Source organism: Rhodospirillaceae bacterium (genome assembly GCA_028819475.1).
GTDB lineage: Bacteria > Pseudomonadota > Alphaproteobacteria > Bin65 > Bin65 > Bin65.
Map to the genome: position 1 here is coordinate 101,820 of JAPPLJ010000050.1, position 14,062 is coordinate 115,881.

Sequence of the window (14,062 nt, forward strand, 5' to 3'; positions counted from 1 at the left end):
GCGGAGACGGCGACAGAAAGGACTGGCGCCAGATGCCGAACCGGAGAAAGACATGAACCTGATGCAGACGCCGGCGGCCGCCGAACAGGCCGGCGCGACCCGGCCGGACAAGGATTTGCGCGGTTTTTTTGACGTCAACGCCGATGCGGTTACCGTTGTCCGCAAGCCGGTGAGCATCGACCATGTCGGCGCCTTGGCGGCCCAGAGCGAGCGGCCGATCCTGTTCGAGAATATCGCGGAATATCCCGATTTCCGCCTGTGCGATATCCTGGTCAAGCACCGCTGGCTGCAGGCCCGCGCGCTGGGTGTCGCGCCGGAAGATTATCTGCCGACGCTGGCCCGGCGCCTGCGCATGCCGCCGCGCGGGCTTGTGACGGTCGAGACCGGACCGGTCAAGGAGGTGGTTCTGACCGGCGCGAAGGCCGACCTCTCGAAACTGCCGGTGCCCTTCCATACCGATATCGAGAAATACCCGTTTATCACGGCCTTGACGCTCGTGAAGGATCCGGAGACCGGCTTCTACAACACGTCCCATGCCGGAACGAACCCGGTCGGACCGCGGCGCGGCCTCACCAGTTTCATCACGCCCCACACCCAGATCGTCATGGCCCGGTATCGCCGGATGGGCCGCAAGACCATGCCGATCGCCTTTTGCTTCGGCGTGCATCCGGCGATGGAAATTGTGGCCAACTTCTCGGGCCTGCACATGGATCTATGGGGCGAGATGGAGATGGTCGGCACCGTCATGGATATGGATGTCGAAATGGTGCCGTGCGAGACAATCGATCTGACCGTGCCCGCGCATGCGGAGATCGTCGTCGAGGGCGAGGTGAACCTGGAGGACGTTTTCGACGAGGAAGAGATCATCGCGCCGACCATGTACGCGCTGCCCAAGAAACAGAAGCTGCCGGAAATCGCGGTTACCGCCGTCACGATGCGCGCCGACCGCCCGATATACCGCAATCACCAAGTCGTGCCCGAAACCGATCATCAGGTGCTGCCACGGCTGTGCCACGAGGCCGTGCTCTACAACCGGCTCAGCGAAATGGGCCTCGACGTCCACGATGTGCGATTTCCGACCTGGGGCGCGGCGGTTTCCTGCGTCGTCAAGATCGACTATCCGCGCCAGGGATTCGTCAACGACGCGCTGATGCAGTGCATGGGCGCGCCCTGGCTGAATACGAAGATGGTGGTGGCGGTCAGCCCCGACACCGATATCGACAACCCGGCCGACGTCTATTTCGCCATCGCTTCGCGGGTCGATCCGGCGCGCGACATCGTCATCGTACCGAACACGCGGGCCAATTTCGGCGATCCCTCCGGCGCGCCGGTCGACGGCGTCTATCCGCACCGGGTGGTCGGCAAGATCGGCATCGACGCCACCCGCAAGCCGCGGCACAACCCTGCCGACTTCGACCGGGCCTGGCCGAAGGGCTGGGGCACGGTCGATCTGGCAGACTATCTGGATTGAGAGCGGGGCGGATCGCAGAGAAGAGGCACGGTCATGAGCGAAGCCGGCAGCATGGAATCAGATCCGGTCGTTCCTTATGCCGATCCGGCCGGCCTGCCGCCGGCCCTGCGCGCGGCGATCGAGGCCTACGCGGAGCGTATGGGCTTTCTGCCGAACGCGCTGAAGCTCTACATGCACCGGCCGGAAATCCTGCGCTGCCTGATCGAGCTCAACAACACGGTTATGCGCGATGAGTCCGGCCATCTCGACGAGGGGTTGAAACGGCGCGTCGCGGCGGTCTGCAGCGCGCTCAACCGCAGCCCCTATTGCGTCGCGCACAACGCCAACACGCTGAAGACCGACGCGGACGGGGACGGCGAGGGCTGGGGCCATACCGACGCGCAGGTCCGCGCCCTGCTCGATCCGGCCTACGAGCCGGACGATCCGGTCGAGAGCGCGTGCCTCGCTTTCGCGCGGGCGGCGACGCGCGACCCGTCGGACGTTCCCCAGGCCGTTATCGCCCGCCTGACGGACGCGCTGACGCCGCCCCAGGCGATCGAGCTGGCCTGCGTCGTCGGGTTCTGGCGCATGTACAACGCCATCCATGAAAGCCTCTATGTACCGCTCGAGGACGAACTGCTCGGCGGCGGGGATTTCAACAGCGACGAGCTGCTGGGCGAGACTGCCGGCGCAGGCCGCGTGGCGGACGGCGCAGGCCGTGCTATGCCCGCCGCACAGGCAAGGGTCGAGATCTACACGATGGCCGGCTGTTCCTTCTGCCGCCGGGCCAAGCGGATGCTCGAAGGACGGGGCGCGGCTTTCGCCGAATATCGCATCGAGAGCGATGAGACGCTGCTGGCGGAAATGGTCGACCGGTCCGGCGGCCGGCGGACCGTTCCCCAGATTTTCATCGACGGCGCCCATAAAGGCGGTATGGACGACCTGCAGGCGCTCGCGAAGACCGGCGAGCTCGACACCCGGCTAGGCACGGCGGCTTGGCGGCGGACGGCGTCAGGATAGACTGCGTCTCCGCAATGGAATTCGCGAATTCGCGCGCCGACCGCCCCTCACCCCACCTCGAACACCGCATCAATCTCCACCGCCGCGTCGAACGGCAGCGAGGGCGCGCTGACGGCGAAGCGGGCGTGCTTGCCGCGGTCGCCGAAGATTTCGACGATCAGGTCGCTGGCGCCGTTGACCACCTTGGGCTGGTCCGTGAAGTCCGGCGTCGAGTTGACGAAGCCGCCGAGCTTGACGCAGCGCGTCACCCGGTCGAGGTCGCCGCCGCACGCCGCCTTGAGCTGGGCCAGGATGTTGATCGCCACGATGCGCGCGCAGGCCTGGCCGTCCTCGACCGAAAACGCGTCGCCCAGCTTGCCGACATGGCTCAGCTTGCCGTCCTGGAACGGCACCTGCCCGGCGATGAAGACCAGGTTTCCGGTCACCACCCAGGGGACGTAGTTGGCCGCCGGCAGCGGGGCTTCGGGGATCTCGATGCCGAGTTCGGCGAGGCGGGCGTCGATGGCGCCGGTCATGGCGGGCTTCCTTTGCGGGAGGGTGCTGACGGGGCGGATTCGGAGCGTTGAGTAGCGGCGCAGCGCGGCGCGGGCAAGACTGGACGCCTGCGGCGGGACGCGGCATTCTCGCCCCGCCATGCTGACCGCGGAACAGAACGCATTGCTGACCCGGACCGGCCCCGGCACGCCCGGCGGCGCGCTGATGCGGCGCTACTGGCAGCCCGTCGCGCTGTCGGAGGAACTGGACAACCCGCGCCCGGTGAAGGCCGTGCGGCTGCTCGGGCAAGACCTGGTGCTGTTCCGCGACCAGGCCGGGCGGCTCGGCCTGGTCGACCGCCATTGCTGCCACCGCGGCGCCGACCTTTCCTTTGGGCGACTGGAAAACGGCGGCCTGCGCTGCCCGTTCCACGGCTGGCTCTACGACGTCACCGGCGCCTGCCTGGAGCAGCCGGCCGAGCCGGAGATCTCCGACCTGCACACGCGGGTGCGCCAGCCGGCGTATCCGTGCGTTGAACGCAACGGCATGATCTTCGCCTGGCCGGGGGAGGGGGAAGCGCCGCCGCTGCCGGACCTCGACTGTTTCGCCGCGCCGGACGCCTACAGCTTCGCCTGGAAGGGCTGGTGGGAATGCAACTGGCTGCAGGCCCTCGAGGTCGGCGTCGACCCGGCCCACGCTTCCTTCCTGCACCGCTTCTTCGAAGACGAGGGCGACCGTTACGGCCAGCAGTTCCGCGACCGCACCGGCGACCTGGCCCAGACCGCGGTGTTCCGGGACTTCGACCAGCCGGAAATCCACGTCGAGACAACGGGTTACGGGCTGCGGCTCACGACCCTGCGCGACCTCGGCGACGGCCGCCGCCACGTCCGCGTCACCAACCAGGTCTTTCCGCACGGCATCGTGATTCCGATCTCGGCGACCATGAACATCACCCAGTGGCACGTCCCGATCGACGACGAAAACTGCTACTGGTACACCCTGTTCACCGACTATTCTGCAACGGTCGACAAGGACCGGATGCGCGCCGACCGGATCGGCAGCTGCACCCTGCCGGACTACCGCTCGATCCACGGCCGGGCCGACAACTGGGGCTACGACCCCGCCGAGCAGCGGCTGCGCACCTATACCGGCATGGGCGAGGACATCAATTTCCACGACCAGTGGGCGGTCGAATCGCCCGGCCCGGTCCACGACCGGACGAAGGAAAACCTCGGCACGACCGACGCCGGCATCATGGCCTATCGCCGGCTGCTGCGCCGGGCGCTCAAGGCGGCTGAGGAGGGCGGGCCGGTGCCCTTCGAGCGCGGGATTGCCGACGACGCGCCGCTTGCAATCGACACCATCGGGCCGGACGCCGAATGGCGTAGCGTGTGGCGCAAGGACGAGGCGGCGCGGCGCGCCCGTTCGCCCTGGGCCGGTGCGCGCGAAACGACGGTGACAGGCGAGGCGGCGGAATGAGCCGGCCCAGGTCGAAGGTGGGCCCCGGCGTAGGCCGCACCGGGTTCGTCGAACGCCACGGCCTCTGGACCGCCGAACAGGCGGAGGCGGGCGCCGAAATCGCCGGGCGCATCGACAGCGGCGAGGTCGAGACCCTGCGCTTCTCCTTCGCCGACCAGCACGGCATCGCCCGCGGCAAGGCGCTGATCGGCGAGGCGGCCAAGGCGGCGCTGGCGAGCGGCGTGTCGCTGCCCTCGACGCTGCTGACCAAGGACACCTCCCACACCACCGTGTTCCCGGCCTTCTCGAAAGGCTCCGGGCTCGGCCTCGACGAACTGACCGGCGCAGGGGATATCGTGATCGTCGCCGATCCCGCGACCTTCGCGATGCTGCCCTGGGCGCCGCGCACCGGCTGGGTGCTGTGCGACGTCTACTTCACCAATGGCCGGCCGGCGCCCTTCTCCGGCCGGCGGATTCTGAAGGAAGCGCTTGCGCCGCTGGCCGCCGAAGGCCGGCGGCTGATCACCGGGCTGGAGATCGAGTTCCACCTGTTCCGCCTCGAAGACCCGCACCTGGCGCCGGAGGACGCGACCCAGCCGGCGGCGGCGCCCGAGGTCAGCCTGCTGGCGCGCGGCTTCCACTATCTCACCGAAACCCGGCTGGACGAACTGGAGCAGGGCGTCGACGTGCTGCGCTCAAACCTCCTGGCGATGGGCCTGCCGCTGCGGTCCGCCGAGTGCGAATTCGGCCCGAGCCAGGTCGAGTTCACCTTCGCGGCCGACGAGGCGGTCGTGTCGGCCGACCGGATGATCCTGTTCCGCACCGCCGCCAAGCAGATCTGCCGGCGCAACGGGCTGCACGTCACCTTCATGTGCAAGCCCGGCCTGCCCAACCTGTTCGCCAGCGGCTGGCACCTGCACCAGTCGGTGTCCGATGCCGGCGGAACCAACCTGTTCGCGCCGGGCGGGGAGGGCGGCCTGCTCTCGCCCTACGGCAGAAGCTGGGTCGCCGGGCTGATCGACCATGCCGCCGCCTCGGCGCTGCTGACCACGCCGACGATCAACGGCTACAAGCGCTACCGGCCGAACTCCCTGGCGCCGGACCGGGCGGCCTGGAGCAGGGACAACCGCGGCGTCATGCTGCGCGTGATCGGCGCCGGCGCGGGCGATCCGGCGACCCGGGTCGAGAACCGGATCGGCGACCCGGCGGCCAACCCGTATTTCTACATGGCCTCCCAGGCGCTCGCCGGGCTGGACGGCGTCGCCCGCGGCCTGGCGCCACCGCCGCCGACCGAGACGCCCTACGAGGAAACCGACGCGCCCGCCCTGCCGCAGAGCCTGATGGAGGCGGTGCCGGCGTTCCGCAACAGCGCGCTCTACCGCGAGAAGCTCGGCGACCTGTTCGTCGACTACTGGGCCGACATGAAGCAAGCCGAGATCGCGCGCTTCCTGTCGTCCGTCACCGACTGGGAACAGCGCGAATATTTCGAGATTTTCTGAGCGGTCCCGCGCCGGTGCGCGCGGATCGGTGGCTGTAGGGGAGGGTTTCAAACCCTCCCCTACGAATTCGGAACCGTCATGTTCTGCCGTCAGATTTCGGCGTGCCGCAGCGCTCCGTTGCGCACCGGGTCACGCGGCATTTCCGGCAGGCGCAGCCGACAGGGGAACGTCGCTCGATTTCAGGTGCAGGTCGCGCTGCGGGAAGGGGATTTCGATGCCGTTCTCGCGGAACAGGTCCCAGACCCGGAGCAGGACCTCGCTGACGACGTTGGAGCGGCCCTCGGCCGGATCGTCGATCCAGATGCGGATTTCCAGATTGACCGCGCTGTCGCCGAAGCCTCTGAGCAGGCATCGCGGCGCCGGGTCGGCCAGGACCCGGTCGACCGCTGCGGCCGCCTCGCAGCACAGGCCGATCGCGTGGCGCACATCGGACCGGTAGGAAATGCCGACCGGGATCAGGAGCCGCACGGCGCTGTCGCTGTGCGACCAGTTCTCCACCCGCTGGGTGATCAGTTCCTCGTTCGGGATGAGATACTCGACCCCGTCGCGGGTCCGGACCGCCGCATAGCGTGCGCCGAGCGAGGCGACCCAGCCGTAGGTGCCGCCGACTGCGATGACGTCGTTCGGCTTGATCGACTTGTCCATCAGCAGCAGGAGGCCGCTGACCAGGTTGGAGACGACCTTCTGCAGCCCGATCCCGACGCCGATGCCCAGCGCGCCGCCGAACACCGTCAGCGCCGTGAGGTCGATCCCCAGGCTGCCGATGGCGATCAGGAAGGCGAGGACGACAAGGACAATCTTGATGATCTTGGCGACCAGCACCTGGACCGAGGGCGTCAGGCTTTCCGCCCGGCTGATGCGCCGTTCGAGCGCCCTGGAGAGCACCGAGGTGATCCAGAGCAGGATGCCGAGCGCGACAACGCCTTTCGCCAGGGAAAGGAGCGAAATGCGGACCTTGCCGAAGGTCATGCCGACGCTGTCGAGCAGAACGACCGTGGCGTCGAACAGCCCGACGGCGACCAGCGCAGCGAGAATCCACGCGATCCAGGCGACCGACCGGGCGAGCAGGTCGTTCCCGATGAATCCGGAAACCAGGCGGATCGCCACCCAGGCGGCGGCGAGGCTCGCCGCGATCTGCGTCAGGCGATGGCCGAACAGGGCGGTCTGCGATCCCGCCTCGACGGCGATCCACAGGAACAGGAGAATGACGATCGGCGTGGACAGGGCGGCGAGACGGTCAACGAAGTCGTGGACTCCGGCATGCCGCGCCCGGCCCGCCGTTGCGGCCGCAATGGCCTTCCGCAGCTTCGGGCCCAGCAATCTGCCGAGCAGCAGCGCCAGCAGGATCAGCGCCGCCTGAATCGCGTTGTCGACCGCCAGCACATGGGTATCGACCCAGGCTTCGAGGCCGGCGCGGAATTCGGGTAAATTCAGTCTCTGGAAGAACTCGTTCATCGGATCGCTCCCGCGGGCTGAATCCGTTTCGGGCGTCTGAGAATGACGCTTTCGGCATCCGCGACGCCGGAACGCCGAGTATAGCGGATCGGCAGGCGACGTCGGACCCGAATCCCGGACTCTGCCCGAAATCCGTACCGGTCAGGCCGGCAGGGAACAGGCGCTTTGGCGCGCAGGCGACGACGTTCCTGCCGTCCGCCGCCCGTTTTGCGAAGCGGGTCAGGCTGCTTCGTCGCCGATCTTGTCCTGCGTCCTGGTGTCGAAATCGCCGGCGTCGTGGCGTTCGTGAAGCTGGCTTGTCGGGTCGCCCGAGGTCCGGTTGACCATGCGGCCGCGCTTGACCGCCGGGCGCGCCGCGATCAGGTCGCTCCAGCGGTTGACGTGCTCGTATTCGTGCACCTGGAGGAACTCGCCGGAGTCGTAGGCCTTGCCCTTGGCGAGCGCGCCGTACCACGGCCAGATCGCCATGTCGGCGATGCTGTATTCGTCGCCGGCCATGTATTCGCTGTCGGTCAGGTGCCGGTCCAGCACGTCGAGTTGGCGCTTGACCTCCATGGCGAAGCGGTCGATGGCGTATTCGATCTTGACCGGCGCGTAGGCGAAGAAGTGGCCGAAGCCGCCGCCGAGATAGGGCGCGCTGCCCATCTGCCAGAACAGCCAGTTGAGCGCCTCGGTGCGTTTCGCCGGGTCCTCCGGCAGGAAGGCGCCGAATTTCCCGCTCAGATAGAGCAGGATCGAGCCGCTCTCGAAGACGCGCCGCGGCGGCGCACCCTTCGGCTCCGGATCGTGGTCGACCAGCGCCGGGATTTTCGAATTCGGATTGGCGCCGACGAAACCGCTGCCGAACTGTTCGCCTTCATGGATCTTGACGAGCCAGGCGTCGTATTCCGCGCCGCTGTGGCCGGCGGCCAACAATTCCTCCAGCATTACCGTGACCTTCACACCGTTGGGCGTGCCCAGCGAATAAAGCTGCAAAGGATGCTTGCCGACCGGCAGGTCCTTCTCGTGAGTCGCGCCGGCGATCGGCCGGTTGATATTCTCAAAGCGGCCGCCGCTGGGCTTGTCCCAGGTCCAGACTTTCGGCGGGGTGTAGTCGGCGGAAGCGTCTGAGGGCATGGCGAGGGGTCCGGTTATGTCGATCTGGGCACCTTCAATGACCGGACGGCGTGGCGCTGTCCAGAGCGTAGGTCGCCGCGCGCGCATGTCCGTCGTCGGCCGGCCCGCGCCATGCCGCCCCTATCCCTGTTGGTCGCGCTGTCCTACATTTGGCGGCGGCGCGGCTGCGCCTTTCAGCGCGCCGTGTCGGCATTCCGCCCCGGAGGAGGCCGTTTAGCATGCCGGATGACAGTCGCCAGGCGCTCGCTGCGGCCGGCAAGGGTTCCGCGCTGAAGAATCCCGTCCGTTTCGTGACGGCGGCGTCGCTGTTCGACGGGCACGACGCGTCGATCAACATCATGCGGCGCATCATGCAGGCGCAGGGGGCGGAGGTCATCCATCTCGGTCACAACCGCTCGGTCGACGAGATCGTCAAGGCGGCGATCGAGGAGGATGCCCACGGCATTGCCGTCTCGTCCTACCAGGGCGGCCATGTCGAGTTCTTCAAATACATGGTCGACCGGCTGAACAAGCTCCGGGCGGGCCATATCAAGGTGTTCGGCGGCGGCGGCGGCACCATCGTGCCCGAGGAAATCCGCGAACTGCACGACCACGGCGTGGCCCGCATCTACAGCCCCTATGACGGCCAGAATCTGGGGCTGCCGGGCATGATTGCCGACATGCTGGCGACCGCCGACGTCGATCTCGCCGCCGCGCCGCCGCCCAACCTGAACGCGCTGGATGCGGCCCATACCGGTGTGTTCGCCCGGCTGATCTCCTGCCTGGAGAGCGGGACGCTGCCGCAGACGATGGCGGCCGGGATTGCGGAGCGGGCGGCGAAGATCGGCACACCGGTCCTCGGCATCACGGGCACCGGCGGCGCCGGCAAGAGCTCGCTGACCGACGAGATCGTCCAGCGTTTCCGCCAAGACCAGCCCGATTTGCGCATTGCGCTGATCGCCATCGACCCGACGCGCCGGCGCACCGGCGGCGCGCTGCTCGGCGACCGCATCCGCATGAACGCGATCGACAGCGACCGGGTCTACATGCGCTCCATCGCAACCCGCGGCGCCGAAGGCGAGGTGCCGCCGGTCACGCCCCGGGCCATCGAGGTGTGCAAGGCGGCCGGCTTCGACCTTGTGATCGTCGAGACGCCGGGCATCGGCCAGGGCGACGCCGGCATCGTGCCCTATGTCGACCTCTCGCTCTACGTCATGACGCCGGAGTTCGGCGCCGCCAGCCAGCTCGAAAAAATCGACATGCTGGACTATGCCGACTTCGTGGCGATCAACAAGTTCGACCGCAAGGGCGGCAAGGACGCGCTGCGCGACGTCGCCAAGCAGGTGCAACGCAACCGCGAGGCCTTCGGGCAGCGGCCGGAGGACATGCCGGTCTACGGCACCATCGCCAGCCGATTCAACGACGACGGGGTGACGGCGCTCTATCTCGGCCTGCTGTCAAACCTGCGCGACAAGGGGCTGAAGGCCGGCGAGAGCAAATGGCCGGCGACGGATGTCCGCCATTCCTCCGACAATCGCGCCATCATTCCGCCCGACCGGACGCGCTATTTGTCGGAAATCTCGGCGACCGTGCGGGGCTACCATGCCTGGGCCGGCGAACAGGCGCAGATTGCGCGCGAACGCCAGCAGCTTTCCGCTGCCCGTACCATGCTGGGCGACAAGGACAGCCCGAAAGCACTGGATACGCTGATCGCCGAAAAGGAGGCGGCGCTCGACGCCCGGGCGCGCAAACTGCTCGAAATCTGGCCGCAGGTGAAGGCCGACTATGCCGGCGACGAATACAAGGTGAAGATCCGCGGCCGCGAACTTTCCTACAGCCTGAAGACCAAGAGCCTGAGCGGCACGCCGGTGCCCCGGGTCGCCCTGCCGAAATGGCAGGACGACGGCGAAATCCTGCACTGGCTGCTGCGCGAAAACGTGCCGGGCAGCTACCCCTATACCGCCGGCGTCTTCGCCTTCAAGCGCGAGGGCGAGGATCCGACGCGCATGTTCGCCGGGGAGGGTGACGCCGCGCGCACCAACCGCCGCTTCCACTATCTTTCCGAGAATTCCGAGGCCAAGCGGCTGTCGACGGCCTTCGACAGCGTCACCCTCTACGGCCAGGACCCGGCGCTAAGGCCGGACATCTACGGCAAGGTCGGCACTTCGGGCGTCTCGATCTCGACGCTGGAGGACATGAAGGTCCTCTACAGCGGTTTCGACCTGTGCGCGCCGGCGACCTCGGTCTCGATGACGATCAACGGCCCGGCGCCGACCATCCTGGCGATGTTCCTGAACACCGCCATCGACCAGCAGGTCGACAGGTTCCGCGAGGACAACGGCCGCGCGCCGACCGACGAGGAAATCGCCAAGATCCGCGCCTGGACGCTTTCGACCGTCCGCGGCACGGTCCAGGCCGACATCCTGAAGGAAGACCAGGGCCAGAACACCTGCCTGTTCTCGACCGAGTTCAGCCTCAAGGTGATGGGCGACATCGCCCAGTATTTCGTCCAGCACGACGTGCAGAATTTCTACTCGGTCTCGATCAGCGGCTACCACATCGCCGAGGCCGGCGCGAACCCGATAACGCAACTGGCGCTCACGCTCTCCAACGGCTTCACCTATGTCGAGAGCTATCTCGCCCGCGGCATGAACATCGACGATTTCGCGCCGAACCTGAGCTTCTTCTTCTCCTACGGCATGGATCCGGAATACAGCGTGATCGGCCGGGTGGCGCGGCGCATCTGGGCGACCGTGATGCGCGAGAAGTACGGCGCGAGCGAGCGCAGCCAGAAGCTCAAATTTCACAGCCAGACCTCGGGCCGCTCGCTGCACGCCCAGGAATACAGCTTCAACGACATCCGCACGACGCTGCAGGCTCTGATCTCGACCTACGACAACACCAACAGCCTGCACACCAACGCCTATGACGAGGCGATCACCACGCCGACCGAGGAGAGCGTGCGCCGCGCCATGGCGATCCAGCTCATCATCAACAAGGAATGGGGCCTGGCGAAGAACGAAAACCCGAACCAGGGCAGCTTCGTCGTCGAGGAACTGACCGACCTGGTCGAGGAGGCGGTGCTCGCCGAGTTCGACCGGATCGGCGAGCGCGGCGGCGTGCTGGGCGCCATGGAGTTGGGTTATCAGCGCGGCCTGATCCAGGAAGAGAGCCTCTACTACGAGACGCTCAAGCATGACGGCGCCCTGCCGATCGTCGGCGTCAACACCTTCCGCAATCCGAACGCCGAGGAATGGGAGGAGACGACCCTGGAACTGATGCGCGGCACGAAGGAAGAGAAGCAGGGGGCGCTCGATGCACTCGCCCGGTTCCACAAGACGCACGAAGCGGTTGCGTCGGCCATGCTGGAGCGCCTGCGCGAGGCCGTGCGCCGGAACGACAACGTCTTCGACGTGCTGATGGACGCCGTGCGCGTCTGCTCCCTCGGTCAGATCACCCAGGCCCTGTTTGAGGTCGGCGGCAAATACCGGCGGAATATGTGAGCGCGACGTCATCGTAAAATACGGTAGTGTCTCAGTTTGATTTACGTCGCCGGACCTAACCCGTTCCTTCCTCGTCATTTCGACCGGAGCGGCGCAGCCGCGAAGCGGAGAAATCTTTCCGGAACAATGCATTGGACTTGGCTCTGCAGGTGAAAGATTTCTCCGCTCCGCCCCGGATGAATCCGGGGCTCCGGTCGAAATGACGGACAGGGGATCGATTCCGGCCGATACGAAAAGTCAAACTGAGACACTATCTAAAATACTATTAGATGAACCGAATCGACCGGCTATCGCCGCCATGAAGCTCAGCTACGATGCCCGGCGCAATATCGCCTATATCCGTCTGCGGCCCGAGACTGCCGGCGTGGAGACGGTTCGCGTGAGCGACGAGTTAGCCGTCGATATGACGCCGGACGGCAGCGTGTACGGAATCGAGCTGCTGAACGCCAACGAACAGTTGCGCGCCACCGAAGATGGGCGGTTTGTTCTGGAACTGGCAGGCAAAGCAGCAGGCACGCTGGACTTGAGCGCTGCCTGACTTTGTCGGCGGCCGGGACTGCCGGTCGTCCCGTAAGGCAGACGACCCGAAACTGGACGACAACATTTCGGCCAAGGCTCGTGTCGTCATGCCCGAGCAGCGCAACAAAACCCGGATCACCGCCAAATTCGACGCCGATATGGTGGCGTGGTTCAAGGCGCAGGGCCGGGGCTACCAGGCGCGCATGAACGCCGTGCTGCGGTCCTATTACGAAGCGGCGCGGCGGACCGGCACTTAAATTCGCACCTGCGGGAGGCTCTCGGACGGCTATTCGGCGGCGATTGCAGGCGCCGAACGCTTTCTCTCTGTCCGTCTTACAAACGCCGCCAGCGCCCGGTGGGCGCCGGAGACGCCGGCGTCGTGCTCGCGCAGGGCCAGAGGCCGGTCCGGATCGCGCAGGATCGACTGCTGCTGCGCCTCCAGGACCACCTTGTCCTCCAGGAAGGTCGGGTAGATGTCGTCGTAGAGATCCTGCGCCGCCTGCGGATCGTGCTGGCGGTAGCCGTTCGCCACCGACCAGAAATAGTGGCAGCGCGTCTCGGTTGCCGGCGTCGCGTGATGGAACAGGCGGAAGCGGAAGGTCCCCGGCTGGTCCGGGTTCTCGACCGCGCCGCGGCCGACGTCCATCGCGGTCGTGAACTGGCGGACGGAGGCCGGCGCGACATAGTCGAACTCGGCGATCCGGTCGATGTTGCCCGTGAACGCCATACCCTTGGTGAAGGTCGGCGGCGGCGGATGATCCAGGACATGGCGGACGATCTTGACGCCGTTATCCGTGCGGGTCGTGATCTGGCCGGCGGCGTTGTGGAACTCCGGCGTGCCGCCGATCGTCTTCGCGTGGACATAGCCGAGATGGGTCTGGTCCATCAGGGCGTCCATGACGAGCATGAAGTTGCAGTCCAGCTCGAACCGCTCGTAGCGGAACGGCCATTCGTCCGCCAGATCGTGCCACGGATAGTCGACGATCTCCGACGGATCGGCGCGCGCCGGATCGCCCGGCCAGATCCACACCATCTGCTGCCGCTCCACCACCGTAAAACTCCTGACCGCGTGGCCGGCCGGGTCTTCGCCCGGATTGACGGTGCATGCGCCGTCCGCGCCGAAGGTCATGCCGTGGTAGCCGCATTGCAGGCCCTCGTTCACGACCTGCCCGAGCCGCAGCGGTGCGGCCCGGTGGCAGCACCGGTCCTCCAGGGCCGCGGCACCGCCGCCGGCATCACGGAACAGCACGAGCGGCTGGTTCAGGATCGTGCGGGCGATCGGCTGGCGGCCGGGCTCGAAATCCGGCAATTCCACCGACCAGGCCGCGAGATACCAGGCATTCGCCACCAGGGGTTCTATTGCCGGATTTGCCATGCCGCGCCTTCTCTGCATCGCCTGCTCGCAGGCAATCTGCCGCCCCGGTTTCGCAACGGCCGGATTTCTATAGCCAATAATTCCGGAAACGGCGATTCCCGAAGCTGCGGGGCGCATGCAGCCGCCTCTGCCCTGCCGCGCGGCATCTGCCGAAATCCGCCTTGCGTTGCCGCCGCCATAGGGTTAGGGACGCCCGGCAAATTCGACCGCGGAA

11 protein-coding genes are annotated in these 14,062 nt (G+C 66.9%); 7 read left to right on the plus strand and 4 right to left on the minus strand.

Translation table 11 applies throughout. From position 1 onward, the window contains the following. Positions 1 to 52 precede the first annotated feature (52 nt). Positions 53 to 1,471: a UbiD family decarboxylase gene (locus tag OXM58_14950; GenBank protein ID MDE0149668.1), complete on the plus strand. Its 1,419-nt coding sequence runs from the start codon at positions 53 to 55 to the stop codon at positions 1,469 to 1,471. A 702-nt stretch (positions 1,472 to 2,173) separates the two neighbouring features. After that, a complete protein-coding gene (grxC, locus tag OXM58_14955) occupies positions 2,174 to 2,470 on the plus strand; it encodes a glutaredoxin 3 (protein MDE0149669.1) in 297 nt (98 codons plus the stop codon). 47 nt (positions 2,471 to 2,517) lie between these two features. Here grxC and OXM58_14960 read toward each other — a convergent pair whose 3' ends face one another. Further along, positions 2,518 to 2,985: a RidA family protein gene (locus OXM58_14960; protein ID MDE0149670.1), complete on the minus strand. Its 468-nt coding sequence runs from the start codon at positions 2,983 to 2,985 to the stop codon at positions 2,518 to 2,520. 118 nt (positions 2,986 to 3,103) lie between these two features. On the opposite strand from OXM58_14960, the gene OXM58_14965 reads away from it, so the two are divergent. Continuing rightward, positions 3,104 to 4,423 carry an aromatic ring-hydroxylating dioxygenase subunit alpha gene (locus tag OXM58_14965; GenBank protein MDE0149671.1) on the plus strand — a complete coding sequence of 440 codons (1,320 nt, stop codon included), beginning with the start codon at positions 3,104 to 3,106 and terminating at the stop codon, positions 4,421 to 4,423. After that, on the plus strand, positions 4,420 to 5,901 hold the full coding sequence (locus tag OXM58_14970; GenBank protein MDE0149672.1) for a glutamine synthetase family protein: 1,482 nt from the start codon (positions 4,420 to 4,422) through the stop codon (positions 5,899 to 5,901). Before OXM58_14965 ends, OXM58_14970 begins: the two co-directional genes overlap by 4 nt. A gap of 129 nt (positions 5,902 to 6,030) precedes the next feature. On the opposite strand, the gene OXM58_14975 is transcribed toward OXM58_14970, so the two are convergent. Further along, a complete protein-coding gene (locus OXM58_14975) occupies positions 6,031 to 7,356 on the minus strand; it encodes a mechanosensitive ion channel (protein ID MDE0149673.1) in 1,326 nt (441 codons plus the stop codon). A 219-nt stretch (positions 7,357 to 7,575) separates the two neighbouring features. Next, positions 7,576 to 8,472, minus strand: coding sequence for a glutathione-dependent disulfide-bond oxidoreductase (gene yghU / locus OXM58_14980; protein MDE0149674.1), 897 nt, complete (start codon positions 8,470 to 8,472; stop codon positions 7,576 to 7,578). A gap of 218 nt (positions 8,473 to 8,690) precedes the next feature. Here yghU and OXM58_14985 point away from each other — a divergent pair, with 218 nt between their 5' ends. The 3 genes from OXM58_14985 to OXM58_14995 all read left to right on the plus strand — a co-directional run bounded on the left by OXM58_14985 (position 8,691) and on the right by OXM58_14995 (position 12,730). Continuing rightward, entirely contained in the window at positions 8,691 to 11,954 is a 3,264-nt protein-coding gene (locus OXM58_14985) for a methylmalonyl-CoA mutase family protein (GenBank protein ID MDE0149675.1), read from the plus strand. 298 nt (positions 11,955 to 12,252) lie between these two features. Continuing rightward, complete coding sequence (locus tag OXM58_14990) at positions 12,253 to 12,492, plus strand: DUF2283 domain-containing protein (GenBank protein MDE0149676.1); 240 nt, start codon at positions 12,253 to 12,255, stop codon at positions 12,490 to 12,492. Between the two features lie 88 nt (positions 12,493 to 12,580). Continuing rightward, positions 12,581 to 12,730 (plus strand): BrnA antitoxin family protein, encoded by a 150-nt coding sequence (locus tag OXM58_14995; protein MDE0149677.1) that lies wholly within the window; start codon positions 12,581 to 12,583, stop codon positions 12,728 to 12,730. Between the two features lie 29 nt (positions 12,731 to 12,759). Here the strand turns inward: OXM58_14995 and OXM58_15000 are convergent, their stop codons facing one another. Continuing rightward, entirely contained in the window at positions 12,760 to 13,848 is a 1,089-nt protein-coding gene (locus OXM58_15000) for an aromatic ring-hydroxylating dioxygenase subunit alpha (GenBank protein MDE0149678.1), read from the minus strand. Positions 13,849 to 14,062: the final 214 nt, after the last annotated feature.